38 protein-coding genes are annotated in these 24,954 nt (G+C 64.8%); 5 read left to right on the forward strand and 33 right to left on the reverse strand.

Annotated features, from left to right (window positions below; all coding sequences use genetic code 11):
* Nucleotides 1-9: 9 nt before the first annotated feature.
* The 14 genes from AC1U7O_RS12885 to AC1U7O_RS12950 all read right to left on the reverse strand — a co-directional run bounded on the left by AC1U7O_RS12885 (nt 10) and on the right by AC1U7O_RS12950 (nt 8,833).
* Nucleotides 10-495, reverse strand: coding sequence for a hypothetical protein (locus AC1U7O_RS12885; protein ID WP_479895185.1), 486 nt, complete (start codon nt 493-495; stop codon nt 10-12).
* Between the two features lie 68 nt (nt 496-563).
* On the reverse strand, nt 564-902 hold the full coding sequence (locus AC1U7O_RS12890; protein WP_479895186.1) for a hypothetical protein: 339 nt from the start codon (nt 900-902) through the stop codon (nt 564-566).
* 56 nt (nt 903-958) lie between these two features.
* Nucleotides 959-1,168: a hypothetical protein gene (locus AC1U7O_RS12895; RefSeq protein WP_479895187.1), complete on the reverse strand. Its 210-nt coding sequence runs from the start codon at nt 1,166-1,168 to the stop codon at nt 959-961.
* Nucleotides 1,169-1,175: 7 nt separating this feature from the next.
* Nucleotides 1,176-1,451, reverse strand: a complete 276-nt coding sequence (locus tag AC1U7O_RS12900; RefSeq protein WP_479895188.1) for a hypothetical protein — start codon at nt 1,449-1,451, stop codon at nt 1,176-1,178.
* An 8-nt stretch (nt 1,452-1,459) separates the two neighbouring features.
* The gene (locus AC1U7O_RS12905) at nt 1,460-1,648 is read right to left on the reverse strand and encodes a hypothetical protein (protein WP_479895189.1); all 189 of its coding nucleotides are present in this window, start codon (nt 1,646-1,648) and stop codon (nt 1,460-1,462) included.
* Nucleotides 1,649-2,078: 430 nt separating this feature from the next.
* The gene (locus AC1U7O_RS12910) at nt 2,079-2,294 is read right to left on the reverse strand and encodes a hypothetical protein (protein WP_479895190.1); all 216 of its coding nucleotides are present in this window, start codon (nt 2,292-2,294) and stop codon (nt 2,079-2,081) included.
* 51 nt (nt 2,295-2,345) lie between these two features.
* Nucleotides 2,346-2,825: a JAB domain-containing protein gene (locus AC1U7O_RS12915; RefSeq protein WP_479895191.1), complete on the reverse strand. Its 480-nt coding sequence runs from the start codon at nt 2,823-2,825 to the stop codon at nt 2,346-2,348.
* 24 nt (nt 2,826-2,849) lie between these two features.
* Complete coding sequence (locus AC1U7O_RS12920; protein ID WP_479895192.1) at nt 2,850-3,062, reverse strand: hypothetical protein; 213 nt, start codon at nt 3,060-3,062, stop codon at nt 2,850-2,852.
* A gap of 124 nt (nt 3,063-3,186) precedes the next feature.
* On the reverse strand, nt 3,187-5,424 hold the full coding sequence (locus AC1U7O_RS12925; RefSeq protein WP_479895193.1) for an adenosylcobalamin-dependent ribonucleoside-diphosphate reductase: 2,238 nt from the start codon (nt 5,422-5,424) through the stop codon (nt 3,187-3,189).
* 32 nt (nt 5,425-5,456) lie between these two features.
* Nucleotides 5,457-5,768: a hypothetical protein gene (locus tag AC1U7O_RS12930; protein ID WP_479895194.1), complete on the reverse strand. Its 312-nt coding sequence runs from the start codon at nt 5,766-5,768 to the stop codon at nt 5,457-5,459.
* Nucleotides 5,769-5,788: 20 nt separating this feature from the next.
* Nucleotides 5,789-6,229: a hypothetical protein gene (locus AC1U7O_RS12935; protein ID WP_479895195.1), complete on the reverse strand. Its 441-nt coding sequence runs from the start codon at nt 6,227-6,229 to the stop codon at nt 5,789-5,791.
* Between the two features lie 244 nt (nt 6,230-6,473).
* Nucleotides 6,474-6,644 (reverse strand): hypothetical protein, encoded by a 171-nt coding sequence (locus AC1U7O_RS12940; protein WP_479895196.1) that lies wholly within the window; start codon nt 6,642-6,644, stop codon nt 6,474-6,476.
* Between the two features lie 155 nt (nt 6,645-6,799).
* A complete protein-coding gene (locus AC1U7O_RS12945; RefSeq protein ID WP_479895197.1) occupies nt 6,800-7,000 on the reverse strand; it encodes a hypothetical protein in 201 nt (66 codons plus the stop codon).
* Between the two features lie 384 nt (nt 7,001-7,384).
* Nucleotides 7,385-8,833 carry a type IV secretory system conjugative DNA transfer family protein gene (locus AC1U7O_RS12950; protein WP_479895198.1) on the reverse strand — a complete coding sequence of 483 codons (1,449 nt, stop codon included), beginning with the start codon at nt 8,831-8,833 and terminating at the stop codon, nt 7,385-7,387.
* Between the two features lie 168 nt (nt 8,834-9,001).
* Between AC1U7O_RS12950 and AC1U7O_RS12955 the strand changes: the two genes are divergently transcribed.
* Complete coding sequence (locus AC1U7O_RS12955; RefSeq protein WP_479895199.1) at nt 9,002-9,448, forward strand: helix-turn-helix domain-containing protein; 447 nt, start codon at nt 9,002-9,004, stop codon at nt 9,446-9,448.
* Here AC1U7O_RS12955 and AC1U7O_RS12960 read toward each other — a convergent pair.
* From AC1U7O_RS12960 to AC1U7O_RS13050, 19 genes are all read right to left on the reverse strand, one after another.
* Entirely contained in the window at nt 9,445-9,831 is a 387-nt protein-coding gene (locus AC1U7O_RS12960; protein WP_479895200.1) for a hypothetical protein, read from the reverse strand. The two genes, AC1U7O_RS12955 and AC1U7O_RS12960, sit on opposite strands and share 4 nt — an antisense overlap.
* On the reverse strand, nt 9,828-10,199 hold the full coding sequence (locus AC1U7O_RS12965; RefSeq protein ID WP_479895201.1) for a hypothetical protein: 372 nt from the start codon (nt 10,197-10,199) through the stop codon (nt 9,828-9,830). Before AC1U7O_RS12965 ends, AC1U7O_RS12960 begins: the two co-directional genes overlap by 4 nt.
* Nucleotides 10,200-10,398: 199 nt before the next feature.
* Nucleotides 10,399-10,809, reverse strand: coding sequence for a putative toxin-antitoxin system toxin component, PIN family (locus tag AC1U7O_RS12970; protein ID WP_479895202.1), 411 nt, complete (start codon nt 10,807-10,809; stop codon nt 10,399-10,401).
* 2 nt (nt 10,810-10,811) lie between these two features.
* A complete protein-coding gene (locus tag AC1U7O_RS12975) occupies nt 10,812-11,057 on the reverse strand; it encodes a ribbon-helix-helix protein, CopG family (protein WP_479895203.1) in 246 nt (81 codons plus the stop codon).
* A gap of 226 nt (nt 11,058-11,283) precedes the next feature.
* Complete coding sequence (locus AC1U7O_RS12980; RefSeq protein WP_479895204.1) at nt 11,284-11,502, reverse strand: hypothetical protein; 219 nt, start codon at nt 11,500-11,502, stop codon at nt 11,284-11,286.
* A 16-nt stretch (nt 11,503-11,518) separates the two neighbouring features.
* Nucleotides 11,519-12,508 carry a CHC2 zinc finger domain-containing protein gene (locus AC1U7O_RS12985; protein ID WP_479895205.1) on the reverse strand — a complete coding sequence of 330 codons (990 nt, stop codon included), beginning with the start codon at nt 12,506-12,508 and terminating at the stop codon, nt 11,519-11,521.
* Nucleotides 12,509-13,483, reverse strand: coding sequence for a hypothetical protein (locus tag AC1U7O_RS12990; RefSeq protein WP_479895206.1), 975 nt, complete (start codon nt 13,481-13,483; stop codon nt 12,509-12,511).
* Entirely contained in the window at nt 13,480-13,758 is a 279-nt protein-coding gene (locus tag AC1U7O_RS12995) for a hypothetical protein (RefSeq protein ID WP_479895207.1), read from the reverse strand. Before AC1U7O_RS12995 ends, AC1U7O_RS12990 begins: the two co-directional genes overlap by 4 nt.
* Complete coding sequence (locus tag AC1U7O_RS13000; protein ID WP_479895209.1) at nt 13,727-13,924, reverse strand: DUF2997 domain-containing protein; 198 nt, start codon at nt 13,922-13,924, stop codon at nt 13,727-13,729. Before AC1U7O_RS13000 ends, AC1U7O_RS12995 begins: the two co-directional genes overlap by 32 nt.
* Nucleotides 13,912-14,397 carry a DUF1257 domain-containing protein gene (locus AC1U7O_RS13005; RefSeq protein WP_479895210.1) on the reverse strand — a complete coding sequence of 162 codons (486 nt, stop codon included), beginning with the start codon at nt 14,395-14,397 and terminating at the stop codon, nt 13,912-13,914. The genes AC1U7O_RS13000 and AC1U7O_RS13005 overlap by 13 nt, the downstream gene beginning before the upstream one ends.
* A gap of 24 nt (nt 14,398-14,421) precedes the next feature.
* A complete protein-coding gene (locus tag AC1U7O_RS13010; RefSeq protein ID WP_479895211.1) occupies nt 14,422-14,634 on the reverse strand; it encodes a hypothetical protein in 213 nt (70 codons plus the stop codon).
* Nucleotides 14,635-14,655: 21 nt separating this feature from the next.
* Nucleotides 14,656-15,156: a hypothetical protein gene (locus AC1U7O_RS13015; protein ID WP_479895212.1), complete on the reverse strand. Its 501-nt coding sequence runs from the start codon at nt 15,154-15,156 to the stop codon at nt 14,656-14,658.
* A 64-nt stretch (nt 15,157-15,220) separates the two neighbouring features.
* Entirely contained in the window at nt 15,221-16,816 is a 1,596-nt protein-coding gene (locus AC1U7O_RS13020) for an AAA family ATPase (RefSeq protein ID WP_479895213.1), read from the reverse strand.
* A gap of 232 nt (nt 16,817-17,048) precedes the next feature.
* Nucleotides 17,049-17,264 (reverse strand): hypothetical protein, encoded by a 216-nt coding sequence (locus AC1U7O_RS13025; RefSeq protein ID WP_479895214.1) that lies wholly within the window; start codon nt 17,262-17,264, stop codon nt 17,049-17,051.
* Nucleotides 17,265-17,613: 349 nt separating this feature from the next.
* Nucleotides 17,614-17,856, reverse strand: coding sequence for a LuxR C-terminal-related transcriptional regulator (locus AC1U7O_RS13030; RefSeq protein WP_479895215.1), 243 nt, complete (start codon nt 17,854-17,856; stop codon nt 17,614-17,616).
* Between the two features lie 34 nt (nt 17,857-17,890).
* The gene (locus AC1U7O_RS13035; protein ID WP_479895216.1) at nt 17,891-18,181 is read right to left on the reverse strand and encodes an HU family DNA-binding protein; all 291 of its coding nucleotides are present in this window, start codon (nt 18,179-18,181) and stop codon (nt 17,891-17,893) included.
* Between the two features lie 72 nt (nt 18,182-18,253).
* Nucleotides 18,254-18,670, reverse strand: coding sequence for a putative toxin-antitoxin system toxin component, PIN family (locus tag AC1U7O_RS13040; protein ID WP_479895218.1), 417 nt, complete (start codon nt 18,668-18,670; stop codon nt 18,254-18,256).
* Nucleotides 18,670-18,915 carry a ribbon-helix-helix protein, CopG family gene (locus AC1U7O_RS13045; RefSeq protein WP_479895219.1) on the reverse strand — a complete coding sequence of 82 codons (246 nt, stop codon included), beginning with the start codon at nt 18,913-18,915 and terminating at the stop codon, nt 18,670-18,672. Before AC1U7O_RS13045 ends, AC1U7O_RS13040 begins: the two co-directional genes overlap by 1 nt.
* Nucleotides 18,916-19,090: 175 nt before the next feature.
* Nucleotides 19,091-19,411 (reverse strand): helix-turn-helix domain-containing protein, encoded by a 321-nt coding sequence (locus AC1U7O_RS13050; RefSeq protein WP_479895220.1) that lies wholly within the window; start codon nt 19,409-19,411, stop codon nt 19,091-19,093.
* Nucleotides 19,412-19,576: 165 nt separating this feature from the next.
* Between AC1U7O_RS13050 and AC1U7O_RS13055 the strand changes: the two genes are divergently transcribed.
* The 4 genes from AC1U7O_RS13055 to AC1U7O_RS13070 all read left to right on the forward strand — a co-directional run bounded on the left by AC1U7O_RS13055 (nt 19,577) and on the right by AC1U7O_RS13070 (nt 24,942).
* Entirely contained in the window at nt 19,577-19,987 is a 411-nt protein-coding gene (locus AC1U7O_RS13055) for a response regulator (protein WP_479895221.1), read from the forward strand.
* 155 nt (nt 19,988-20,142) lie between these two features.
* Nucleotides 20,143-20,688, forward strand: a complete 546-nt coding sequence (gene lexA / locus AC1U7O_RS13060) for a transcriptional repressor LexA (protein WP_479895223.1) — start codon at nt 20,143-20,145, stop codon at nt 20,686-20,688.
* Between the two features lie 30 nt (nt 20,689-20,718).
* Nucleotides 20,719-21,903 carry a DNA polymerase Y family protein gene (locus AC1U7O_RS13065; RefSeq protein WP_479895224.1) on the forward strand — a complete coding sequence of 395 codons (1,185 nt, stop codon included), beginning with the start codon at nt 20,719-20,721 and terminating at the stop codon, nt 21,901-21,903.
* Nucleotides 21,904-24,942, forward strand: a complete 3,039-nt coding sequence (locus AC1U7O_RS13070) for a DNA polymerase III subunit alpha (RefSeq protein WP_479895225.1) — start codon at nt 21,904-21,906, stop codon at nt 24,940-24,942.
* Nucleotides 24,943-24,954 lie beyond the last annotated feature (12 nt).

Consider the following 24,954-nt stretch of genomic DNA (forward strand, 5'->3'; position numbering starts at 1 on the left):
GCGTTTCCCCTATCTCTGGAAGGGGGTGACCACGAGGAAGTAGTCCCGGTCGTTGATCCTCACGGTCTCCCCGTCCCCTTCGGTCATGAAACGGGTGATGAAGTGGTAGCAGTTTTCCATCGGATTGACCACTACTTGCCCGACCTCCTCGTTCGTGACCTGCCAAGCTTCGACGTGGAACGAAGCTCCCAGTATTTCGACAGACCCAAGTAGCTTTGTCCACGGATCGGGCTCTTGGCCAACCGGATGCAGGTCCTTTACCCAACGGATCGCGGGGCGCAGCGGGAGCGCGTCCCCGTCCGCCTTTGTGACCCGCACTCGACCGCCCAGGCCGTTCGCATCCAGGATCGTGGCATCCCATTCGTGGCCGTTGCCGCAGACCAGACGCACGGTGTTCGGTGGCTCGCCAGCCTGGGTGGTCTGGTCATCCCAGAACAGTTCCGTTTCTCCCCCGTACTGGGCGTTGCCGTTTCCATCGATGTTGAGGACAGCCATGCCCGGGATCCAATCCCGCGTCCCTCTGACCACCCCGCCACAATCGGGGCAGGTCACAGGCTCCAACTTCATGGCAGCGATCCTCCTTTCCTGCGCTTCCGCCGATACCGCGTCTGCACCGCACGGGCCTGTTGGTAAGCTTCACTGGCCAGGTTCGCTTTGACGGCCTGGATGAGGTCGTCCACCTCTTCTTCCGCATCCGCTCGGATGTCGAACACGTGCGAGAGGCGGAGGAAGTTGCCATGGATGCGAAGTGAGCCGGGCCGCATTCCATCCATCTTAATAACGCCGCCGTAGTCCTCGAAACGCGGATCCAGCGGCTCCCGCAGCAGCACCGCAATCAGGTCCGCAATGCTGTCCGGTTCCTGGCCGAAAAACTTCGATCCATTGCTGAGAATAGTGATCACGGCAAGTGGTCCTCTTCCCGCAGGTTCGACGTTCCTATCGTGGGCACCTTGCCGGCTCAGACCAGCATCCAGACGAACCAGCCGAGGGCGGCGCCGAAGCCTAGCCACACCAGCCGCCGCCGGCGTCGGCTCTGGACCATCACGAACTGCTTTCGCGTCAGACTGGGATGATCCGGGTGGCAGAGCTGGCTGAGCGCGTAGGCGCTCGGGAGGAGATCCGTGTGAGCGGACCGCGTCATGACCTTGCGTGCGGGTTCCGTGGCCATCACTCCCTTACGATCTGCCCCGTGCGACGGCATCCACGATGGACAACTGCTCGCGGAGCGCCTCGATCGCGTCACTCACGCGGCTCAGCTTCTCCATCCCGTAGAAGTCTCTTACGACCTGCCGCGCGATCCGCGCGAGCTCGATCAACTCACGCGACGGTTCCGCGTCCACCCAATGGGTCGGGTTCTCAACCCGATCGCAATCAGCTCGCCGGCACGTCGGCGTGCGGCGATCGTCCAGGAGCACAAGCCGCCGTTTCTGTTTCTTGTTTAGCGAGTCCATGTTGCGCACTACGCCGCCTCCGGCGGCTCCTGCAGATCCACCGTGATCCCCTCCCCGGCCTGATCATGCTCGTACACCGTGAAGACGTTGGCGGTACTGCCCGGACGGCGCATGGCCGCCCAAGCCCGTTCGGCCGCATCCCGCGGCGAGCTCGCCTGCTCGATGTCCATTTCCCAGGTCACCAAATAACGGGGCATCGGTTTCCCCTCCTGATTGAAAACGGTTGATGGTCTGATCCCCTGATTCATTCCAATCATTCCTTCTGTGTTCGGTGAGATTCCAGACCTAACGCATTGATATTTCGGATTGTATGAAGTGTTCACGTGTGCGGAGATGCGTAACCAGGGGGGTTCGGCACGACCACGAGGCGGGCCTACGGCACCAACACGGTTTTCCTTCAGGTATTACGGCCGACAGGAAGGGCGGCTCGAGGCCAGGAAAAAGCCCCGGATCCTTGGGGGACCCGGGGCTCTTCGTTGACGATTCGGCCTGCCCTGGCCTCAAGCGGAAGGGGGCGGCGGTTATTCTGATCGAAACCGGCTAGACGTCACCGATGCTGGTGGCTGAGATACCACCAGGTTGCGAAGGCGAATCCCAGAGCAAAGACCGCAGCAAGCACCAAGTTCATCATGGAGAATTCTCCTTTGAGAGGATGACCGCAACACCGAGCAGCGCAGTGCCTGCCGAAAGTACAGCGACGACGGCAAGGATCTGAAGAACACTGGTTGCCGCGGCGATAAACCCTTGGAGAATCGTTCCCGCGAAGAGGGTGACGCCAAGCTTCTCACAGATGTCCGCGAGTCGCTTGCGTTGCCCTCCGTCCGTTTGGCTCAAGGATAGCATATCAGGCTCGTTCGGCCAATCTCATGTTGTTGTCTCCCCATGGATCTCCACCTAGGCGGCAACTGAGTTCGCGTACTCGGTTGGGGCGGGCATCTGCCCCCGGTCCGCCATGCTCCAGTACCGGTCCTCCCCGAAGATGATGTGATCGAGGACACGAATCCCGAGGAGGTCTCCGCACCCGACCAGCCGGGCGGTCAGGGCCCGGTCCTCCTGGCTCGGGGTCGGATCCCCGCTGGGGTGATTGTGAGCCAGGATGACCGCGGCGCAGTTCATGAGCAGGGCCGCTTTCCAGACTTCTCTCGGGTGCACAATGCTGAGCGTCAAACTGCCGACCGAGACCGTGTGCAGGCCGATGATCGCGTGCTTGGCGTCGAGCGCGACGAGCATAAAGTGCTCGCGGTCCAGTGCGTCAAAGTAGCTCGTCAGCAACCGGTAGAGATCCTCCGAGTTCCGCACACGGGGCGGCTTGTTCCTCCTCGCCCCGCCCTTGTCCCGGACCAGCATCAGCCGGTACCGGGGGATGTCATACATCGTCAGGCTCGCTCCGATTCGAGGTCACCGCCCGCCACCGACCGCGGGGCGCATGCCGCCCACTGCCTGAGCGGTGTCTTCGGACATGGCGGTCAGGGGTTCCACGTCCGTCTCGCAGGCCGCCGGCCCTCCTGCCTCGTGACTGTCCCAATCCACCAGCGTCACCCTGACGCCGTCCGGGCGGTCCGCGTAGACGGCCTGGACCGCACCCCCATTCACCTCGACCACGATGTGCATAGGCTCTCTTCCCTCCGTTTCAGCCGTTAGGAACACGAAGGGCCACCGCTCGCGTGGATGAACGGCAGCCCGGCTTGGGATTCCCGGCGACGCGCGGGGCACCTGTGCCCGTTGCGCGACTTGATTACTCGCACCGGCTCCAGTCACAGGTAAGGCACTTGAGACAACCCTCCGCGTCGATCACCGTGCCCGTGCATTTGGGGCAGGCAGCGTCCGGCCTCCCCTCCCGCTCGATCATCCGGAAGGCCCGGACAAGGGCCGCGGGAATCGTCGCGACGGAGCCGTACTTCCTGTTGGCTCCATCGGCGTGCTTCAGAAGCTTCGCCAGCGGCGCGCCATACTGGAGCGCCACCGACCCCCAGCGCGCCAGCACCTCGTACACCTCCTCGTGCTTGGCCTCCTCGGGCGTCGTGATGAACAGCTCAATCGGCCGGCCCTCGTGCAGACCGATGTGCACGTAGATCGGCCCGTCCGGCGAGTTCACCAGGATGCGTTTGGACTCGAGGATCGCCGGGAGGGTGACGCGCGTGGCCGCGGGCGCGGGCCCGTCCGGGGTCGGACGGCCGTTCCCTGCGAGGGACCCGTTCCCGCCCGCCGCCGGGTCCGCCGGCCGGGCGTGCCCGACGTTGAGCACCTGATCCTTCCGGGACCCGTCCCGGTAGACCGTGATGCCCTTGCAGCCGAGCTCCCAGGCCAGCCGGTAGGCCGTCGCGACGTCCTCGACGGTCGCCCCCCGCGGCAGGTTGATGGTCTTGCTCACCCCGCTGTCGATGTGCCGTTGGACGGCCGCCTGCATCCTCACGTGCCACTCCGGCGCGATGTCATGCGCGGTCGCGAAGACCCGCTGCCATCGCTCCGGCACTTGAACGAGGCCCCGGCACGACCCGTGGTTCGCCGTGATCCGCGCCATGAGGTCGTCGGTCCACCACCCGTCCCGCCTCGCAGTCCGCTCGAACGGCTCGCAGACGTAGGGAAGCTCCTTGCCGTCCAGCACGCGCTTGAACCAGAGCAGCGAGACTTCCGGCTCGATGCCGTAGCTCGTGTCGGCGAGCATGGCGGTGGTCCCGGTCGGCGCGATCGTCGTCACGTAGCTGTTCCGAACCTTCCGGCCCTCCGCTTCGTGCCGGCCGCCCGGCCAGCCGGGGTACACGCCGCGCTCCGCGGCCAGCTCCGCCGACGCCTGCCAGGCCAGCTCCCTGAACCGCGCCATGATCCGCTCGGTCTCCTGGAGCGCCCCCTCCGAATCGTAGGCCAGCTCCTTGGCGAACAGCACCCGGGCTAGGCCCATGATCCCCAGCCCGATCTGCCGCGTCGTCCGGGTCATCGCGTTGATCTCCGACAAGGGATGATCGTTGGCCTCGACCACGTCGTCCAGGAACCGGACGCCCAGCCGGATGGTCTTTGTCAGCTCGGTCCAGTCCAGCTCGACGCGCCCGGTCTCCGGATGCCGCAGGAGGTGCCGCTCCAGATTGACGTGCCCGAGCGTGCAGGCGTCGTAGGGATGGAGCGGCTTTTCGCCGCACGGATTACAGGCCTCGATCCGGCCCAGGTGCGGGATCGGATTGTCGGCGTTCACCCTGTCGAGGAAGAACAGGCCCGGCTCCCCGTTCGTCCAGGCGTGCTCGACCAGGACGTCCCAGATCGCCCTGGCCTTCAGGGTCCTGACGGCCTGACGAGTCCGGGGATTGATCAGCGCCCACTCGGCGTCCGCCTGTACCGCCTGCATGAAGGCGTCGGTGACCCCGACCGAGAGGTTGAAGTTCCGGATCTGCCCGTCCGTGGCCTTGCAGCGGATGAATTCCAGGATGTCCGGATGGTCGCAGGTCAGGATCGCCATGTTCGCGGCCCGGCGGGTGCCGCCTTGGGCGACCTGCTCCGCGGCCGTATCGATGATCTTCATGAACGAGACGGGGCCGCTCGCGACGCCGCCCGACGACCGGACGCGATCCCCCTTGGGCCGCAGCCGGCTGAAGGCAAAGCCGGTGCCCCCGCCCGACTGCCAGATCAGCATCGCGGCCTTGATGGCGTCGGCGATGCTGCCCATGTCGTCTTCGACCGGGATCACGAAACAGGCGCTGTACTGCCGGTAGCCGTTGGCCCGGCCGGCGTTGATCAGCGTGGGCGTATTCGGCAGGAACTTCACGTTAGCCATCAGCCGCTCGAACTCCTCGGCGATGGCCTGCACCCGGGCCTCGTCCGCGCCGTACCGTCGCTCGGCCTGCGCGATGCCGTGGGCCACCCGGCGCACGAACTGCGCCGGGGTCTCGATGACCGCGCCGGTGCGCGGGTCCTTCTGGAGATACCGTTCCCGCAGGACCGTGAGGGCCTGGGACGAAAAGATCGGATGGGTGTCCGTGCTCATGCAGGAGCCTCCTCCGGGGCGTCCGCCCGACCTCAGTTCAGCATGCACGGCCGTTTCTCGCCCGTGCGATGGGCGAAGAACAGCCGGTGCAGGTCGCGCATCATCGCAAACGCCTTGTGGTACGGGAGATCCAGGGGCAGGTGGCCGAGCAGCAGGCTCCGATCCGCCAGTCGGGCCGCGCGGTCGGCCAACCCGTCGAGATCCTCGGCGTCGATCAGGGCCGCGCACGCCTCACAGGCGGCCCATCCCCCTGCCGACCCGGCCGGCACTCCCGGCATCGTGAAGGTCTGGCAGGGATAGGCATAGACCGGCATCGATTGTGAACAGAAATCACACAGCAGCATGGAGTCCTCGATTGGGTGAGTCAGGAGGCCGCGAGGTCGCGCCGCAGGCTGTCCATCAGCGCCAGAAAGCCGGGTGGATCGCCGGCCTGATAGGCAGCCTCCAGCTCGTCCAGCCGCTGCAGCACAGCCGGCAGGCGCGGATCCTCGGCGGTCACCCCCTCCGTCATGGCGACGACATCCCGCCAGGCCTGCAGCCAACTGAACCCCGATGGGGTTGCCTCGTCGGCGGCCGACCGCGTGCCATCGAGGCCATGCTGACTGACCAGCCAGGCGACGACCGACCGGCCGTCCTCGTACCGGGCGATGCTCACCAGCCAGCTCGGACGGATCCGCGCCTGGTCCGGCAAGCGCACCAGGGCATCCGAGGCCTGAGCCCGGCGAAGCGGCTCCAGGTTCGGCACCGTGCAGTCGCCCAAGTGGTTCAAGTCCGTGCGGTAGGCGATCCGATACGTCGTGGGCATCGTGCTCGGTCTCCCTATCCTCCCTGTTGTATTACACCCCAACCCTTTAACGCCTGCGCCGCCCCTCCAAGGCCAGCAGGTTGGTCATCTGGTCTACGCTTGCCGGCATCAGCTCCGGCCGGCGGACCCACCCGTATCGCCGAAAGGCCCGCGCCATGTGCGTCCTGCCGCGCCGTGACAGAATGGCCATCCGATTATGCTTCCAGTACAGCACCATAGGAGCGCCTCCTTACCGGATACCGGGTCAGAAGCCCGGGCCGGCCGTCAGCTTCGTCAGCTCGGCCGCGATGGTCTCCGCCAAGCTCGGGCCGTTCAGGTAGTCGGTGATCGCGTAGCACCCGGTCGCCACAACCACGATCACGACGATCGCCGTGACGAGGATGTCCTTCAGGCTCACTCTCCTCAGGTCCTTCATGGGTCCCTCCGTGTGCTTAGGTGACAGTCGGGGTGGCCTTGGTCGGCCGCTGTCAATGGCGAACGGTGAGCGCGCTGAGCGCCAGCGCGGCGAGTAGAACGGCAAACACGATGATCATGGTGGGCCTCCCCTTCCTCTCAGGACCGACCGGGAGCCTATCCGCGGCGTGCGGCCCGGTTCCGGTAGAACAGGGCCACTTCCCGCAGCTCGTGCTTCGGGAAGGACTGCAGCCAGCAATCCACCACGTGGGGGTGCTGCTCCATCTTGTCGAGCAGCGCCTTCCGACTCCGGGCCTGATGCCGGCGATCGGTGGCGAACGTGTAGATGGCGAACGCTTCTCGGGCCGAGCAGAACATGGGACACCTCCTTGGATGAGTGCGTTGGGTTGATGGAATGGGTACAGGAAGCGCGTGAACGGAAAGGTAGCTGTCCGGGATTGGTCGGGTACCGGCGATTGAAGCCGAGCTGGTGGAATCAGCGGACAGAGTGAGGGGGTTGAGCGCGAGGGACGAGCAGATACGGATGTGATCAGACGGAAAAGAGAAACCTGGCGGGAAGGGGAAGGCGGGCAGATCCGGGCGGTCTACGGCCGGTCAGCAGGACAGCCGCAGACTCAGCAGGGGCAAAAGGGGGATATTCGACTCTCAACGGAGCCTACGACACCGACACGACCTACCCCTGTATTACGGCCGAGCCGGTGACCAATTCCGTCACCTTGTGATGCACGCGCCATCCGTTCGTCATGCCACGCCCGCGGGCTCTTCCGCCGGCTCCGCCTGGGCTGACGGCTCCAGCCGCGGAAACTGCACCCGGATCCAGAGTGGGTTCGTCTCCAACGTCCGCCCCTTGAACATCTTCCCGTAGGACCGCAGAAAGAACCACCGCTTCGGCAATTGGAGCACCTGGTAGGCCGGCACCAGGGGGCTGTCCATGGCTTGGCTGGTGATTCCGCCGCCGAGGGCGACGACCCCCTTCCGCTTTGCCACCTGCGGGGAAGCCTGCTCCACGTACTTGGCCGTGGCCGGGTGGTTCACCAGCATGTAGACCCAGGTGTTGATATTGTCCATGAGCGACTGCGCCGCGGCCGGACCGATCGCCTCCTCGATCTGCGCCTGCGATTGGGAGTAGAAATGGACCCAGCAGTTCGCCCCGCCCCCCTTGGAGAACAGTTCCTGGATGTCCTGGTACAGCAGGTTGTGTCCCTCGTCCAGATGCAGACAAAGCGGCGGATTGAGCTTGCGTCCGGAGGCGAAGATCCGGCCGACCAAGCTCTGGATCATGGACAGCAGCACCTTCCCGATGATGTGCGAGGTGCGGCGGGTCAGCATGGAGCCGGTGTTCACAAACACGATCACGGGCCGCTCCGATTCCAGCCGGGCGATCATCTCGTTCTCCTGGGCCGTCCCGATGACCTGCCCGGTGGCCCCAAAGGTCAGCGCGGAGAGCATCGTGCGGAGCGAGGAGGAGATCTTGCTGAAGAAGTCCGCCTGGCTCGGCCCCGACGTGATGTGCTCGATCGTCTGGCAGATCTTGAAGGCTTCCGGGTCCGTCCGATACCCGGACACCGACGTGCCCAGGTTCGTTAAATCGGTATGACTGATCCGCGCCTTGATCTCTTCAAAGGTTAATCGAGGTACCTCCCCTCGCCGTTCCGCCAGGAAGATGAGGCCGGCCACCACGGCCTGGGACACTTCCGTCGCCACGGCGATGAAGTAGTCTTCCTTGGCCTTGATGCCGCTCACGATGTGGTTCACCACCTCGTCCTGCATGTAGTACGAGGCCAGCGGGTTAATCCGGATCGAACAATCCGGGAACACCGGCGTGAGCAGCATCAGATCGTCGAGGCGCCCGGTTTGCGCCGCCACCTGCACGATCCGGCTGAACAACTCCACGTCCCCCTTCGGGTCGAAGACGATCACCGAGTACCCCTTGGCGATGTCCTGCTCGATGATGTTCTCGATCAGCCTCGTCTTGCCCACGCGCGTCGTCCCGAAACAGCCGAAATGGCCGCTCCGTTCCGCGTCCCGGATCGAGATGTACCCCTCCTGTTCCGGGCAGTCGAGGTCGGCGCCCAGGCCCAGGACCGTCTGGTCCGGCCTCCCCCGCACCAGCGGCCTGCTGGCGCCGAGCTCCCGCAGGCGCGCGAGGGCGTCCTGAGCCCCGTTACCCGGTTGTCGGTTCTCCTCCACGCAGATCCCTTCCTCTATCTGTATTACGGCTCGACAGGGCTGTGGTTAGCCCAGCGTTGGTCAATCTTATCTTGACAAGGCCTCGGGAACTCCGGACAATCCCGCCGCCATTGAGCAAAGCGAGGTAGCTGCCCCCCCAGCAGTGGATTGCGCCATAGAGGTGTTCACATGCCGGTGCGCCTGAAACGGACACTCACACCCACGACCATCCTGTTCGCCTCCGAATTGCGGCTGTTCAAGAAGACCATGCCGTTGCTCTTGGGCCCGGAATTCGTCGGCCTGTTCGACCGTTATGGCATTTCCTTTGAGGACTCGCTCCGCTTCGGTCCAGTCGGCGCCCGCTGTCGCCAAGCAAGGATGGTACGCGGCTGGAGTGCCAAGGACGCCGCCCGCCTGCTCGGTGTGCCGCAGTATCGGGTGAACGATATCGAGGGTGGCCAGGTACGGGCTGTTCGTGGAAGTGTGTTGGAGGTGTATGTTCAGTTGCTCGGACTCAAGGCGTGGTTTCGGCGGTGGCGGAACGCCAACCCGAAGCTGGCAGCGCAGCTCGCCGATCGAGCGTCCAAGGAAGTGGCGTCCGACGGAGGGCTCAAACGGAAACGCCCGAAGCGTTAGCGGCCAGATCGTCCGACTCGCCGCCTCGGGTTCCTCACCTTCATTCCCATGTCGTCCCCGCGTTTTGCGCTAAACCCAGAGTCATCACCGCAATGGAAGAAGATCCGGCCGGTGAGGACCTCGCCATCCAGGACCGCCCAGCCACGGCCGCTGGCGGGATCAGTCTCGTCATGCCCAGCCCAGGTGAATTCCACGAGCGGTTTCCCCTCCCGCTCACCGAATCGGCAGTCCATGTCCCCTGCAACCGCGATGAACTGGAAGTCGCCGAGTCCGCTATTGCGGAATGTGAAGTGGGCCGAGCCCAGGAGATCGAACGCCTCCTGGTCCCAGGCCTCCATCTCGACGATTCGCCATGTCCCCAGAAAGGGCTCGCCCCTGCTCATGTCAGCAGCATCTTCTTAATGCGTTCGACAACGTGGATGTTTTCGGCGTCCAGGACCGGATCGTCCTCGAAGTCCCCGGCCTCCTGCATGAATTCGACCTCTTCCTCCGTGCCGATGTGGCCCGCGGGCCCCACCCGACGAATGTTGTCGAGGTACTCGCGGATCTCGTATGGCTCGAAGATCCGTTCGATCTCCGCCACGAAGTGTGGAAGCTCGGCCGCCCACTCCGGGTGTGCGTCCGCCTCACGGACGAAATCCACGAGCTTCTCGCCGATCAGGTAGCCCAGCGACTTTTCTGTCCCGTACCGCTCTTTGATCTCACAGGCAGCCTCACACTGCTCGATCCAGATCTTGTGGAATTCCCTCACCAGCGCCTCCTTCGCAGCCAGACGTTCGCAGGAAAGGTTGCCCTGATTCCCTGTGGTCGTCAAGCGTTCCTACCAGGACCGACAGAGCGGCTCCGCATGACTAGCCAAACAAGACCTGAGTGTCACTGGTGCGCCGCAACCTGTCCAGAACATGGACCATCCCCCCTTGGCTGGCGGTAGAGATCAGTGACGGGGCCGCTTAGGCAGACGGCTGCCGAAGCAAGTCCAGGAACCCTGCCAGGGTGACGACGCAGATCCCCTCGTAGCGCTCAAGGGCCAGCAGAGGGCGGTCCCCCGTCACGATGTACTCAGCCTGGCCTGCCAGCGCGCACTCGAGAATGCGGTTATCCGGTTCATCTTGAAGCAGGTGCAGGTGGACGCGCGGCTTGACCACGATCGCTAGCCGGCCCACGGACTCGACGAATTCCTGGACTTTTCCGTCCGACCAGTCGAATTTGGTCAGGAGGATTCGCGCCGCCTCGGTCAGAATGGCCGGGGAGGTGACGAGGCTGAAGTCTCTTCGGACGGCATGCAGATAGGCGTCTTCCGCCCTGCCACCCGGAATGGCAAAGGCCGAGATGTAGATGTTGGTGTCGAAGACCGCCCGCACCGTCAGCGGTTCCGAAACACCAGGGCCTCAACGTCGGCTTCCGTCAGGACGCCCTTCTTGCGCGCTTGTCTGGCGCCATACCGTTGAAGCGCGAAGAACTCTTCCTCCCACCGGCGTTGCTCATAGGTCGCCAGCATGTCCCTGAAAAGCTGGCTCTTGTTCTTGGCTTCGGCTTTCGCCATCCGCGTGAACTTGACCGCTAGGTCCGAGGGCACGGAGAGCGTGACGGGCACCCGACTCCGTTTCATACGACACCTCTGTATGACAAAATCATACAGTTAGGCGGCACGACAGTCAACCGATACCTCTCCGGCTGCCACTGTTTCCAGGCGACGGCTGCGCGTCGCCGCGGCGTTGCATGATATGTTCATGGCGGAATACTGCTCGATCTGGCCGAGGCCGCCCAACCCGGCCGAAAATGAAAAACGGGGAGAGGCGTGTCTTGCCCCTCCCCGTCCTCGATTAATTCCCGCCTTACGTCTCGGTCCCCGGCCTGCCGTCCTCGCGAATCAGGACCATCTTGATCTGCCGGTGCCGGCGTCCCTTGACTCCGTCTCGGGCCAGGATTTCGCGCAAGCCCCGCGCCACCGCGGTCGCCGGATTCCCGGCCTTGACGCGCGCCTCCTGGATGGCGTCCTTGACCCGCAGGTGCTCAAACCTTGCGATGAGATGATAGCTCGGTTGCTTCACCATGTCGGCTCCCTGGGCGTCATGCGGAACGTACCTTGGCGATCGCCACCTGCCGCCACAGCGCTCCCAGATCCTTCACGCCATGGGCGTGGTGCTGCCGGACGTACCGGACGTCCACGCCTTTGGGCGTCAAACATGCCGCGATCTCCCGTTCGGTCGCCGGGCCCTTCTCAGGCTCGTCGTTGTCCAAGGCGAGCCAGACTGCCTTGGGCTTGAGCTGCTCCACCAATCCGGGGAGCTTCTCCCAGTTCCCGATCCCGTTGAGCCCGACCAGCGTGAAGTGCCAGTCCGGGTAAAGCTGATCCCCGGCGAGCGCGTCTACGATCGATTCCGTCACGAGCACGGCGGGTGAATCCCGCTTGAGCACCCAGAGCGTCTTCTTGCCCAGCGTGATCCTCCGCCAGGCCTCCGGCGTCCGGTCCGGATCCAGGGCCCGGCACTCCAGCCCGCGCATCAGTGTGAGGTTCGGAATCGGAACGGCGAGATAGCGGGTCTCCATCCAGGGCAACACCACGGCATGGAGCTCCGGGGGCACCGGCAGGCGATACCGGTCGAACAGGTACGCCGCGATTGCCGCCTGGTCCTGCGCCGTCTGCGCGAGCTTCACCTGCCGGTAGAGCGCTCGGACTTCGAGGACCCTCTCCGTGTCAGACTTGTCCCCCTCGGGAGGCCGAGGCGGTGGGGCCGCCCGGCGGGGCGCGGCCGGAGCCGTTCCCGCCAGGTGCTCCACGGCTTCCTGAAACGACCAGCCGTCATACTGCATCGCGAAGTCAATGACGTCGCCATGCTCCTTGGACCCGAAGTCATACCAGACCCACGCCCCGTGCTTCTCGCCGACAGAGAACGACGGGTTCTTATCGGTCCGAAGCGGCGAATGGAACATGGCCTTGGAGCCCTTGACCGGGGCCGCCGGGCGATGGCCGAGGCCGATGAGGTATTCGATGAGGTTGCGGCTGCGGGCCCGCCGGATCAGCTCATCCGAGAGGGGCCCGCGGGTCCGTTCCGTCACCTACGCCTCCTCGTCATCCCAGACGTACTGCCGCGCCCCCTTCTTGACCAGGAGCGTGTCCATCCTGGTCGCGATGGCCTCGAGCCCCTCCCGGACGACGTCGCGCAGGGCCTGATCCTTGCGCAGCGCCGGCACCTCCACGCCTGCCAGGAGCTGGCGGGCCTGCTGCACCAGCGTGGGCAAGTCACGGTCACGGGCCGCCGCGTTGAGGTCCGCGAAGAGGTCCAGGAACTCCTTCAAGTTCTGCACCGTCCGCGCGTAGAGCACCTTCGCCTCGCCCGTCACCGGGTCTGGGGTCAGCCGGTCCGACAAGTGCGTAACGAGCCCGGCCATGGTTTCCCGGAGATGCTGCTGCATCTCCTCGACCGCCGCCTCGAGCTTGCGCCCCCCTTCCGCCATGGCGCGCTGCTGCGCCTTGGAGGAGAAGACATCCAGGACGCCCGGCAGATCGAACGTCAGGTAATTGGTCGAGACGGAGAAGAGGTCCGGGATCTGCTCCTTCGGCGGATAATCGCTCGGGTCGCCCACCGTGCCCAAACGGGCCACGGACTGTGCGACGACCTCGTCCCAGGCCTCCTTGAGCACGGTGACGGCCGCCTGCCGCTCGGCCTCGTACCGCGCGAGCAGGGCCTCCGCCTTGTCGATCAGGTTCAAGGGCACGATCACCACCCCCTTGAAATACTTGGACACCGGGAGCCCGATCTTCTCGATCTGGTGCTTGATCCGGTGGTCCAGGTTGGCGATCGCCCGATACCGCTTGTCCTTGATGATGTACTTGGTCGTGCGGGTCATCTCCGGGTCGGCGCCGGCCGGCGTATGCCCGGTCACCACCCGTGTCACCCCCATCCGTTTGCACTCGAACACGAGCGCCACGGCGTTCTTCCAGAGGTCCGCGTAGGTCAGCCCCGACGGGCGCGCCGGCGGCTCAGCCGGCGCCGTCTCCGTGCCGTTCCGTTCCAAGGTCTCCGTGGTCATCGCGTACCTCCCTCTCCGGCCGGCAGCCCCAGCACATGGCCGTTGAGCCACTCCCGTTCCTTCTCAAGCGCCTGACTCCTCAGCGGATAGGGCCCCAGCACCGGCCCGCCGACCGGGGTGAGATCCACGAGCCACCAGCCGTCACTGGTCGGTTCGATCTGCGAAGCCCGCCGGATCGTCGGCCGGCCCAGGTCCGCGATGAGCGGCTGGAGCGCATCGTCGTAAAGCATGATCAGCGAGCCGTCAGGTTTGACCCTGATTGCGAAGGTGTCCATGGATGTGCTCCATTTCGTAAAACTCCGCGGTCTTCCGGTCGTTACTGGTGATCCCGAGATCGTCTTCCAGCCACTTAGACCGGTTCAGACACCCCGGTCCCTTCACACCCTGCACCTCGATCCTGATTGTCCCCGTCGGACCGATGGTGACGATCAGCTCTTCCATCCGAAAGCCCCCCCGATAGTCCCGAGGCCGATCCGAAGGACGACCGACCCATCCTCCAGCACGGTCTGTCCCTTCACCGTGCGTCCATGTCGCTGGGCCGACCGGAGGGTGGCCTGGAGGGAGTACGCGTGCAGCAGCGTTTCGCCCTGCTCGCCGATCTTCTCGGCCAGCCCGTACCCGCCTTGCCAGGAATCCCACAGCAGCGCATAGCCCGGGCGCCCATCCCGGCGTCGCACGACGCCGATCTCATAGGCCTGCTCGGTTCCCGGGATCCGGATGGCGTGCTCGCACGTGCCGAGGTCCTCGACTTCGAACCCCGCCGGCAAGGGATAGTCGCCCACACTCCTGCCATACCAGCGGTACGTCCGCTGGCCCCGGACCAGCTCCAGGCCCAACAGGGCGCAGCCCTCCGCCAGCGCGTCGAGATCCTTCATATCCACGGCGTCTTCTGTGATGTCGGTGATGTGACTCATGTCGTGCTCTCCCACGTCCGTCCTTCAGTCCTCCGTATCCACAATCCGGAGCGGTTTCCCGCTGAGTTCGAGGATCAGCCGGCGGGCCAACTCGTACAGGAAGGTCGCGAACCTCACCGCATCATTGTCCTGTTTGAAGGTCGCCACCGGCGTGAACTGCAGGTCGAGAGTCCGATACCGATCCTTCTTCTTGTCGTACTCCTCGACCTCGATCTGCACTGTATATACTTTCGCCATGCCATGAAGCTCCGTGTGAGGTCAGGCAGCCTGGCCGTCCTTGCTCTGTGACGTCTGGACCTCAGGGACAGAAGCCGACCCGGCGCCAGCCACCGGCCCGTACTTCTCCAGCAGCCGGGCCAGGGCAGCCCGTTCGGCCGTTTCGATCTCCGCGGCGAGGCGGGCCCGATAACGATCCAGCCAGCCGTTGGCCCGAACCCACTCGGCCAGCGTGCCCTCGACGTCGCTCCACGAGTGCGCGGGGTCGCCGCCCAGGTACCCGGGCGCCTTGACGGTCAGTTCCAGAAACCGCACCTTCCGGGCCGTCGAGCTGAACCACTCGTCGTAGAATCCCCGCCGGTTGTAATGGGCGATGTGGCCGAACGTGTGACTGAGTCGCTCGTAGAACCAGGTGTAGAATCGTGACTCGGGGAAGTCCGCCTCCACGAAGGTCACGAAGTGGTTGGCGAACTTCGCCTTCTCTGCCGGCGTGTCCCACCGCGTGGCGGCGAACTCATCCGGCGAAAACCGAACGTTGGCCATAGAATCCTTTCTGTGTTGGGGATGGACCGAAGGGAGGTGAGGTTGGTCAGGGAGTCGGGACGGGTCAGTTCAGGCCGATCGCCCGCTTCTTCTTCGTCGCCGCCACGTCCGGCGCGGAGGGCAACCGGTAGACGCCCGGGTAGCTCGCCGACAGGTAGCGTCCGGCTGCCTGCCGCCTGAGCTCCTCGACCGCTTCCGGCGCCGCCTTACTGGTCGGGATGACGTAGGCGCTGGCCTCGATCAGCGTCAGGTTCAGGTTCCACGCCGTCTGGCAACACTGTTCGATCTCCGCCCCCGTCCAACCCGTGTCGTCCGGCTGAGGGTCGTGGTCCGGGATCTCGTACTGGGTCCGGTAGATCTTCCAGATGGCCGGCTTTTCTTCGTCATCCGGCAGATCGAACATAATCGTGCCGAGCTTGAAGCGGCGCAGCAACTCCGGGGGGAGCTGCTGGCAGTTGTTGCTCGTCGCGATGAAGAGCGCCGCGTCGTCCGACACCGCGCTGATTACCTTGAGCACCAGATCAGTGTTCCGTTCGGTTTCGCCGACCAGGGAGTTCTTCGTCGAGCCGACGTCCCAGGACAAGACCGGGATGCCTACTTCGTTGCCGGCGGCCTTGGCGACCTGCGACTTACAAGTCCCCCGATGGCCGACAAACAACAGGCCCGATGCCTTCCGGTCTTGCATGAAGGTGAGCAGCTTGCCGACCTGTGCCCGGCTGGTGGGATCCTGCATGGAGCCGATCCCTCCCGCCAGCATCTTCTCGATCTCGTCCATGAAGACGATCGCGCGGTACCGGATCTTCCCGTTGAGAATCTGCCGAAGATAGGCCTTCAGCGCGGCGAGCCCGCCGATCTGGGCAAAGGATTCCTGTCCCTTCCAAACTGTCAGGCCGGGGATTTGCTCGATCAGGCTCACCTTGCGCTGCCACAACCGGTCCAGTTCCACGCCGGTCCGGCGCATGGACAGGGCTACCGCCTGCTCCGCCGTGAACAGTGAGAGTCCCCGTATGGCATCCACCTCCCGCGACAGCCGGTCAGGGTCGGGTTTCTCCGCCTTGGCCACCTCATACTGCTCCTCGAGCACGGCCTGAAGCTCGGCCGGGGTGGGATAGGGCTCATCCAGGATCAACACGTCGTTCTGCAGTTCCGCCGACAAGGTGAGGCTCGGCGCAAGCAGAATCAGCATGCGATTGTTCTCCTTGAAGGCGTCCCGGAGATTGCCGACGGCCTGGGACACAGCCGGATTGGTCAAGATCCGGTGCGCATTCAGGGCCAGGCAGATCCCGCCGGCCGGCAGCCATTCCAGGCGACTCAATGCCACCACTGGGTCAGACTTGGCAGCAAGGTCGAGATCCCGCAGCAGCTCCGCCAACGCCTCCCTGCCCGGTTGATTGAGCGGCGTCAGCCCGTGGGTGAGGTCGTACTTGAGCACCGGGGCCGCCTTCCCGCTGGTCAGCGGCTCGATGAGCGAATTGATCGTGCCGTATTGGTCCGGCGTGGTCACCGCCACGAGCGGGACCGACACACGGCGCGCGGCCCTGATCTGGTCGAGAAACGACATCGCACCTCCTTGTCGAAGGTAGAAGCTCACGTAGTTGTTTAGGAACGCTGGAGAAGAGCTTGTGGTCCACGGCGTTATGAGCAGATGCGCAGTCAACACTCAGGGAAGGTTGTCCTTGCCGCTAGCGAGGTTGACCCGCGGTGAACAGGGAGCAGGACGTACTCAGCCCGGCGAGAGATCAAAGAGGGGCAGTTCGGCCGATACCGGCCTACAGCAGCGACACCGTCTATCCTTCATATTACAGCCGGCTCACGGGGCCTCGGGCTTCGCCTACCGGACGCGGAAGCCGGGCCTGGCGCCTAGCTTCCGCGCTGGCCAGCCCCGAACACACCTACTCGCCGTACTCGTCCTTCTTCTCGTCGTGCTGGTCCTCGTGGTCCTTGGGCTCCTCCGGCGCCTTGTCCTCCTCGTCCCCCATGAACGCCAGCAGCGCCTCCTGGACCGGACATGGATGCTCCGCGGACGCCTGCAAGGCCCCCATCGTCATCGCCCCGATCCCGAAGCTCAGCACCATCGCCAGCGCGATCGTCCCCCGGCTTGCCGACATCTGAGACCCTCCTTGTGGATTGTGGTTGTTGATCCCTCTCGTTCCCGAGTGGGTTCCACGGGAGTATTACAGCCATCGGCCGCCACGGGACAGCGCGAAGTAAAGAGTCCGGCCCTAACCGGAAACGAGCACAAGCGGGCCGGCCATCTGACAGAACGGTTTGACTCTGTGGGTGGAGAACGGGACGTGTCTGCTTACGGTTGCTCGGTTCTGATTGGAGTTCTCGTATGGCAGAGAAATATACGCATTAGCGTATATCAGACACTTATACGCTACAGCGTATGACTGGTGTTTCTGACCTGATTACACCAAAGAGGAAGCAGAATTTGGGGAAAAATAGCGGCGACCGTTAGGCCGATCTCCGGCGTGCCGGAGTCGATGCTCGGTGTGGCTGCCGGCCGGAGGCCAGCCCCAGCCGGACAGCCGCCTGGTAGAGTTGGGCCACGTTGTGGACGCGGAGCCGCCGCATGAGGTTGAACCGGTGCACCTCGACAGTCCGGACGCTGATCCCGGACTGCTCGGCGATCTCCCGGTTGGTCAGACCGCTGCAGACGAGCTTGACCACCTGGCGATGCCGGGGTGTCAGCACCACCGGACGCCGCCCTCGCCTGCCCCTGCTCCGAGGCTTACTTCTTCCCGAGGATGACGTCCTTGGCCGCTTTGGCAACACGGAATTTCACCACGCGCTTCGCGGGAATCTTGATGGCCTCGCCGGTCTGCGGATTCCGGCCTATCCGGGCCTTCCGGTTCATCAGGACCAGCTTCCCGATGCCGGGAATCGAGAACGTGTTCTTCGCTTCCTTGTAAGCCAAGGCTGCCAGATCGTCGAGGACCTGGGTGGCGGTCTTCTTCGTCATCCCGTCGTGCTTGCCGGCCAGGATCTCGGCGATCTTGGCCTTCGTCAGTGCTTTTGCCATACGTGAAGTCTCCTCTTGTGGAAGCTACGAGGGGCGGATTATGGCGGGGGCACCTAAAAGAGTCAAGAAGCTTTAGCTCGCGCCTTCGCCTCCGGGGAACAACCGCAGAAAGTCCGCAAGCCGCACAATGGGGATATCCTCAAATTTCTTGAGGACCAGGAGATGGTGGTCGCCTGTCACGATGAGGTCGGCATGGGCGGACACGGCGCACTCGAGGATCCGATTGTCGGGCGCATCCTGAAGGATGGTGACCTTGCGTGCCGGTTGCAGAATCTGAGCCGCGCGGCCGATCATCTTCAAAGCGGCCTTGATATCCTGCTCCGGCTGATTGAATTTGGTTCGGAGGACGCGGGCGGTTTCCGTCAGAATGGGAATGGAAGCGTACAGGACAACCTGGCGTCGGCGTGCGAGGAGGAAGGCTTGCTCACCCTTGCCCCCTGGGACGAGGAACGCAGAGACATACACATTCGAATCGAAGACCACCCTCACTAGCGGTCCTCGAACACGATCCGCTCGACCTCCTTCTCGGTGAGGACACGGGCCTTCTGCGTGCGCCGAGTCATCCTCCGCTGGAGCTTGAAGAATTCTTCCTCCTCACGCTCCGCCTTGTAACACTCAATCATCCGGCGAAACAGCTCGCTCTTCGTGGTGCCCTCTTGCGCGGCCAGCCGCTCGTACTCCTTGGCCAGCTCGGGATTCACGGAGAATCCCAGCACCGCGGTGTTGCGTCCCACGGGGTTCCCTCCAGTTTAACGGAGTTAAACTCTATCACGATACGCCCAGACATCGCAACCGGCATTATGGGACCCGACTCCGGTGCGGGTGCATCCCGCTCACCCTGCGATCCTCAACAAATACGCCGAAATCACAGTTACGGGCCCGTGGCGCCGCCGCCACATGACGCACGGGTCAACGGACGAGGGCCTGAAGCACTCGCACGGCGAGGCGTAGTTTCTCCTCATCGAGTTCCCGGATCAATTTCTTCAGCTCGTCCTGAAGCTCCTTCGCCGGCGCCGCATGCCTGATCTGAAACAGCTCCCAGAGCTCCACCCCCAAGACATCGGCCACGTCGACCAGCGTCTCCAGGGACGGGATCTGCATCCCCACTTCCAGCCGGCTGAGATAGCGCGTGCTGATGCCGGCCTTCTCCGCAAGCTGCTCTTGCGTCAAGCCGCGCGCCTTCCGGACCTCTTTGATCCGGACTCCAAGTCGTCGTGAGAAGTCCTGCATGGGTGCCTCCCGAGCATGAGACCGTGAACCGACTCGGGAGGCAACGGTCTTTGAGGTAGAATGATGTTGACAAACTCAACTTTGTAGATAGACTTCTCAATCCAGCGAATAGAAAATGACCCTGTTGTTCTACTACGGCGTTCTATTCCGAGGATTCAGACCGTGATGACACCTCAGGCGGACCCCCGGAAGCAGACCATCCTGGTCGTAGATGACGACCCTTCCGTCCGGAGCCTCATCGCCGCCACCCTCCTCAGACAGGGCTACACGGTCCTGGAAGCGTCGGACGGCCTGGAGGCGTACACGCGCTTTGCTCAACACCCCGACTCCATCGACCTGATCATTACGGATCTGATCATGCCCAAGATGACCGGCTTCGATCTGGTCCAGGCCGTGCGCGCGACCTCGTCCACCCACCCGCATCGCCCGCAGACTCCAGTCATCGTTGTATCTGGGACAGCCTTGCAGGATCTCCGCGTGCCGATCGCGTCGCTCAATGTCCCGCTTCTGCCCAAGCCCGTGAGCCTCCCGGTTCTTCTGCAGAAAGTGCGCGACTTGCTCGACTCATCGCGCTGAAGCGAGCGAGACCTCCCGTCACGCTTCCCCCGTCACAGACGAGCGGTCCCCTGCCGGAACTCTTTGTGCATTTAAGAGGTTAGCGAACCTTTGATCAAAGGTTGACTTTGTACGTGGCCTATGTAACCATTGGCTACATTGTAGCCAATGGTTACATGCTCCCACAAGACCTGAAACGTGCCCGACAAGCCTTGGGATGGACCCAGGCGACGCTCGCCGAAGCGCTCCGGACCGACCGGGTGACCGTGGTGCGCTACGAGACTGGCACCCGCCGGATCCCCTGGCTGGTGGAGGTCGCGATCCAGCAGCTCACTACGCCAACCCGCATTCCCCTGGTTGGCACCGTCGCGGCCGGGGATCCCCTGGAAGCCTTTCCGCAAACGGAAGCGGTGGAGGTGCCCCGGAGCATGGTCGGTCGCGGCGAGACCTTCGCCCTGCGCGTCAAGGGGGAGTCCATGCGGGACGAGGGGATTCTCCCGGGCGACGTGGTCGTGGTCCAGAAGCAGACCACGGCCCGGAACGGGCAGACGGTCATCGCCCTGGTGAACGGGGAGGCCACGATCAAGACGTACGTCCGCAAGGGCGGGGTCGTGGAACTCCGTCCCGCCAACGAGAGCATGCGGCCGATCGTGGTGAAGGAGACCGACACCCTCCGCATCGAGGGTATCGTGGTGGGGGTCATCCGTCATTTGCGGAAATAGGTCCGCGCTCGAGCCTGCTGCATCCGCACCATGGACCGCCAGATCATCTGCTTTGCGATTCCGTCGTTCGAACTCGCGCTGGCCCGTCTGAACGACCCGACCCTCCGGGCCCGCCCGCTCGCCCTGGCCCCGCTCGGCACGCCGCGCGCCCTGCTCCGTGAGGTCTCGCCTGAAGCGGCACGGGAGGGGCTCTCCATCGGCATGCCGGTCGACCGGGCGCTGCGCCTGTGCCCGGCTCTGTCGGTGCTCCCGCCCGACCCGCATCGGGTCCGCTCCGGGAACGACGCGCTCCTGAGCGTGGTCACGCACTATGCACCGGTCTGGGAGCCCTGCCGGCCCGGGGCCGTCCTGCTGGACGTGACGGGCACCGGCCGGCTGTTCGGGCCCGCCTGTGACGTGGCGGCAAACGTCCAGCGGGAAGTCCTCGACCGGTATCGGCTCGACGGACTGGCCGGCGTCGGGAGCAACAAACTTGTGGCCCAGACGGCCGCGACGTTGATCGAGCCCTCGGAACTCTACGAGGTCCGATCGGGGTCCGAGCGCGCCTTCATGGCCCCGCTCTCGGTCCGGCTGCTGCCGGGGATCCAGCGCCCTTGCATGCGAAAAGTCCTGGAACGGCTAGACGACCTCAACCTCCTCACCTGGGGCCAGGTGGCGGAGAGTCCGATCGAGGCCTTGGCCCTCGCGGTCGGCGACTATGCGGGGCAACTCTTCCGATGGGCCCACGGGATCGACCAGGTGCCGGTGCTGCCCCCCGCCCAGCAACCCCGTCTCGACGAGACCGTCACCCTCGATCCGGACGAGCTGGACGACCCGGTGCTGTGGGGGCGCCTGCTGGATATCTTGCAACGCCTCTGCCGGACGCTGCGGAGCCACCGGCGCGCCTGCGGCGGGCTGTCTCTCACGATCCGCTACAGCGACCAGGTCGCGGTCACGAAGCAGGCGCGCGTCACGCCGGAGACCTGCTGGGAATACGATCTCGCGCCTGTGCTCGCGTCACTCTTCCAGCGAGGCTTCCGGCGCCGGGTCCGCCTCCGCCGGATGACGGTCAGCCTGACCGGCCTGACGGTCTACGCGGAGCAGGGCTCGCTCTTCGACGCAGAGCCAGGGGACGAGCCCCGCAGGCGGGCGCGCGCCCAAGCCCTGGCTGTGGCCCTCGACCGGCTCCAAGCCCGGTTCGGCGAGCGGGCGATTCGCTACGGGAGGAGTCATTGAGTGCCGGCCGCCTTCGTGCACCTGCACACCCATTCGTGCTACTCCCCCATGCAGGGGGTCCCCACCCTGGAGGCGCTCTGCGAGGCGGCGCGCGCTCAGGGCCAGGACCGGCTCGCCCTCACGGACACGAACGGGCTCTATGGCGCCATCCGGTTCCTCGAGGTGGCGCGGGACGCCGGCTTGAAACCCATCCTGGGCGCGGAACTGGTCCATGGGACCCACCGAGCGGGGCTGCTGGCGAAGACCCCGGCCGGCTACGCCAACCTGTGCCGGATCCTCTCGGCGCGCCACTGTGATGACGCCTTCGACGTCACGAGCACGGTCGCCCGGCACCGGACCGGGCTGGTCATCCTCTCGGATGACCGCGCCGCCCTGACCGCCTGGCAGCAGGAGTCGGACGAAGATCTCTATGTCGAGCTGACGCCCGGCCCGACGCTGCATGGGGCCATCGAGTTCAGCCGGCAGCGAGGGCTGCCGCCGGTAGCGACCGCCCAGGCGTGTGTTCTTCGGCCGGGTGACTACCACGCCCACCGGCTGCTCCGGGCCATTGCGGACAACACGACCCTCTCCCGGCTCCGCGCGGAGTCCTGCGCCGCACCGACGCAGTGGCTGATGCCGGAGGCGGTCCTGGCCCGCTATGTCCCGAACCTCCCTGAAGCGCTCGCCAATGCACGCCGCATCGCGGACGCCTGCCACACCGACTGGGACTTCAAGGAGACAATCTTCCCCGCGTTCCGGCAGCTCTCCGCCGGGGCCGCCTATGAGACGCTGCGAGCCAAGACCTACGAGGGGGCGCGCTGGCGTTACGGCGCCCTGTCCGAGGCCGTGACGCAGCGGATCGAGCAGGAGCTTGCCGTCATCCGGGAAAAGGGATATGCCCACTACTTCCTCATTGTCGAGGAGATCGTCCGGCAAGCGCCGCGGACCTGCGGCCGGGGCTCCGCCGCGGCCTCCATCGTGTCGTACTGCCTCGGGATCACGCACGTCGATCCCATTCGCCACCGCCTGCTCTTCGAGCGGTTCCTCAACCCCGGCCGGCACGATCCCCCGGACATCGACATTGATTTTCCCTGGGACGAGCGCCCACAGATTCTGGACTGGGTCTTTGCCCAGTACGGCCAGAGCCGGGCGGCGATGGTAGCCAACCAGAACACCCTGGCGACGCGGGCCGCCCTGCGCGAGCTCGCCAAAGTGTATGGAATGCCGGCAGAGGAGATCGGCAAGGCCCTGGATCTGATTCAGCGGCGCGCCGACTTTGTGGACGTGACGCCCGGGATGACCGTCCGGACCTGGGCGGAGAAGGTCTGTGTCGCCCTGCGGCTCCGATCCCCCTGGCCAGAGATCCTGGGCTGGGCCGTCCAGCTTCACGGACACTTCCGGAACCTCGGGCTCCATCCGGGCGGCGTCGTGCTGGTGCCCGACGAGATCCGGCGCTACGTCCCGGTCGAGATCTCCGCCTCCGGCCTCCCCGTGATCCAGTGGGAGAAAGACCAGACCGAGGAGGCTGGCCTGGTCAAAATTGACCTCCTCGGCAACCGGTCCCTGGCCGTGATCCGGGACGCGCTGGCGGCGATCGCCCGGAACACCGGCCGCGTGATCGACTATGCGACCTGGGACCCCATCAGCGATCCGGCGACCAACGAGCTGATCCGGCGGGGCGACACGATGGGGTGTTTCTACATTGAATCCCCGGCCACCCGGCTCCTGCTCAAGAAGCTCTGGACCGGCATGCCGCCGGCCAGGCGCGCGCAGGCGGACGTGTTCGAGTACCTGGTCGTCGTCTCTTCGATCATCCGGCCGGCCGCCCACGTCTGGGCGGACGAGTTCGTCCGGCGCGCCCACGGGCGGCCCTATACCTCGCTCCATCCGGTGCTGGATGACGTGCTCGCCGAAACGCACGGCATCATGGTCTACCAAGAGGACGTCATGAAGGTCGCCGTCGCCTTGGGCGGGTTCACCGTGGAAGACGGCGATCAACTCCGAAAGGTCCTGAGCAAGAAGCACAAAGAACGGAAGCTCCGCGATTACCAGCGGCACTTCTATGCCGGTGCAGCGGCACGCGGCGTCCGGCGACCGGTCATCGACCAGATCTGGGCCATGATCATGAGCTTCGCCGGCTACAGCTTCTGCAAGCCGCACAGTGCGAGCTACGCCCAGGTGAGCTTCAAGTCGGCCTACCTGCGGGCCCACTACCCCGCCGAGTTCATGGCGGCCGTCATCAGCAATCAGGGCGGCTACTATTCGACCTACGCGTATCTCTCCGAGGGGCGCCGGATGGGGCTCACGATCCTCCCGCCGGACCTCAACGCGAGCGACTGGGCCTATACGGGCTCGGGTAAGACCGTTCGGGTGGGGCTCATGCAGATCAAGGGCCTCCAGGAGGACCTGGCCAAGCGGATCGTCGCCGAGCGCCGGGCGAACGGCCCCTACCGGTCGCTGCGGGACTTTTTGGACCGGGTGCAGCCGGACCTTGCCCAGGCGAAGCTCCTGATCAAGGCGGGCTGCTTCGACTCGATCGCGGGAGAGCTCACGCGACCCGCGCTGCTCTGGCGCCTGTTCGCGTCCCAAGCGGCCAAGCCGCCGGGCTACCTCCCGATTCCGCCCGAGTATTCACTCCGGCAAAAGCTGGCCCACGAGCATGCGCTCTTCGGCTTCCCGCTGAGTTGCCATCCGCTGGATCTCTTCACGGACGTGCTCGTGCGCATCCCGCACGTGCCCGCCAAGGATCTGGCCCGGCACGTCGGCGAGGAGGTGACGGTGGTGGGCTGGCTCATGACCGAGAAGATCATCTCGACGAAGAAGGGGGAGCCGATGGAGTTCATCACCCTCGAGGATCAGACGGCCCTCTTCGACGCCACGCTCTTTCCAGCCGTCTACCGCCGGTCCTGTCATCTCCTGGCGCCGAACCACGCCTATGTCGTGACCGGCCGGGTCGAGGAGCAGTATTCGACCATCACCCTCACGATCAAGACGCTGCGGCTCCTCACCGCTCGCGACGCGGGGATACCGTGCGAGCCGGTTGAGGAAATCGCCGGATAGCCGTACACTGAG

The organism is Candidatus Nitrospira neuquenensis (assembly GCF_979578155.1).

Bases quoted from the DNA above. Each gene is read 5' to 3' on its own strand.
- AC1U7O_RS12885 (WP_479895185.1), bottom strand. From the start codon at position 495: ATGGCTGTCCTCAACATCGATGGAAACGGCAACGCCCAGTACGGGGGA.
- AC1U7O_RS12895 (WP_479895187.1), bottom strand. From the start codon at position 1,168: ATGGCCACGGAACCCGCACGCAAGGTCATGACGCGGTCCGCTCACACG.
- AC1U7O_RS12900 (WP_479895188.1), bottom strand. From the start codon at position 1,451: ATGGACTCGCTAAACAAGAAACAGAAACGGCGGCTTGTGCTCCTGGAC.
- AC1U7O_RS12905 (WP_479895189.1), bottom strand. From the start codon at position 1,648: ATGCCCCGTTATTTGGTGACCTGGGAAATGGACATCGAGCAGGCGAGC.
- AC1U7O_RS12910 (WP_479895190.1), bottom strand. From the start codon at position 2,294: ATGCTATCCTTGAGCCAAACGGACGGAGGGCAACGCAAGCGACTCGCG.
- AC1U7O_RS12915 (WP_479895191.1), bottom strand. From the start codon at position 2,825: ATGTATGACATCCCCCGGTACCGGCTGATGCTGGTCCGGGACAAGGGC.
- AC1U7O_RS12920 (WP_479895192.1), bottom strand. From the start codon at position 3,062: ATGCACATCGTGGTCGAGGTGAATGGGGGTGCGGTCCAGGCCGTCTAC.
- AC1U7O_RS12925 (WP_479895193.1), bottom strand. From the start codon at position 5,424: ATGAGCACGGACACCCATCCGATCTTTTCGTCCCAGGCCCTCACGGTC.
- AC1U7O_RS12930 (WP_479895194.1), bottom strand. From the start codon at position 5,768: ATGCTGCTGTGTGATTTCTGTTCACAATCGATGCCGGTCTATGCCTAT.
- AC1U7O_RS12935 (WP_479895195.1), bottom strand. From the start codon at position 6,229: ATGCCCACGACGTATCGGATCGCCTACCGCACGGACTTGAACCACTTG.
- AC1U7O_RS12940 (WP_479895196.1), bottom strand. From the start codon at position 6,644: ATGAAGGACCTGAGGAGAGTGAGCCTGAAGGACATCCTCGTCACGGCG.
- AC1U7O_RS12945 (WP_479895197.1), bottom strand. From the start codon at position 7,000: ATGTTCTGCTCGGCCCGAGAAGCGTTCGCCATCTACACGTTCGCCACC.
- AC1U7O_RS12955 (WP_479895199.1), top strand. From the start codon at position 9,002: ATGCCGGTGCGCCTGAAACGGACACTCACACCCACGACCATCCTGTTC.
- AC1U7O_RS12960 (WP_479895200.1), bottom strand. From the start codon at position 9,831: ATGAGCAGGGGCGAGCCCTTTCTGGGGACATGGCGAATCGTCGAGATG.
- AC1U7O_RS12975 (WP_479895203.1), bottom strand. From the start codon at position 11,057: ATGAAACGGAGTCGGGTGCCCGTCACGCTCTCCGTGCCCTCGGACCTA.
- AC1U7O_RS12980 (WP_479895204.1), bottom strand. From the start codon at position 11,502: ATGGTGAAGCAACCGAGCTATCATCTCATCGCAAGGTTTGAGCACCTG.
- AC1U7O_RS12990 (WP_479895206.1), bottom strand. From the start codon at position 13,483: ATGACCACGGAGACCTTGGAACGGAACGGCACGGAGACGGCGCCGGCT.
- AC1U7O_RS12995 (WP_479895207.1), bottom strand. From the start codon at position 13,758: ATGGACACCTTCGCAATCAGGGTCAAACCTGACGGCTCGCTGATCATG.
- AC1U7O_RS13000 (WP_479895209.1), bottom strand. From the start codon at position 13,924: ATGGAAGAGCTGATCGTCACCATCGGTCCGACGGGGACAATCAGGATC.
- AC1U7O_RS13005 (WP_479895210.1), bottom strand. From the start codon at position 14,397: ATGAGTCACATCACCGACATCACAGAAGACGCCGTGGATATGAAGGAT.
- AC1U7O_RS13010 (WP_479895211.1), bottom strand. From the start codon at position 14,634: ATGGCGAAAGTATATACAGTGCAGATCGAGGTCGAGGAGTACGACAAG.
- AC1U7O_RS13015 (WP_479895212.1), bottom strand. From the start codon at position 15,156: ATGGCCAACGTTCGGTTTTCGCCGGATGAGTTCGCCGCCACGCGGTGG.
- AC1U7O_RS13025 (WP_479895214.1), bottom strand. From the start codon at position 17,264: ATGTCGGCAAGCCGGGGGACGATCGCGCTGGCGATGGTGCTGAGCTTC.
- AC1U7O_RS13035 (WP_479895216.1), bottom strand. From the start codon at position 18,181: ATGGCAAAAGCACTGACGAAGGCCAAGATCGCCGAGATCCTGGCCGGC.
- AC1U7O_RS13050 (WP_479895220.1), bottom strand. From the start codon at position 19,411: ATGCAGGACTTCTCACGACGACTTGGAGTCCGGATCAAAGAGGTCCGG.
- AC1U7O_RS13055 (WP_479895221.1), top strand. From the start codon at position 19,577: ATGACACCTCAGGCGGACCCCCGGAAGCAGACCATCCTGGTCGTAGAT.
- lexA (WP_479895223.1), top strand. From the start codon at position 20,143: ATGCTCCCACAAGACCTGAAACGTGCCCGACAAGCCTTGGGATGGACC.
- AC1U7O_RS13065 (WP_479895224.1), top strand. From the start codon at position 20,719: ATGGACCGCCAGATCATCTGCTTTGCGATTCCGTCGTTCGAACTCGCG.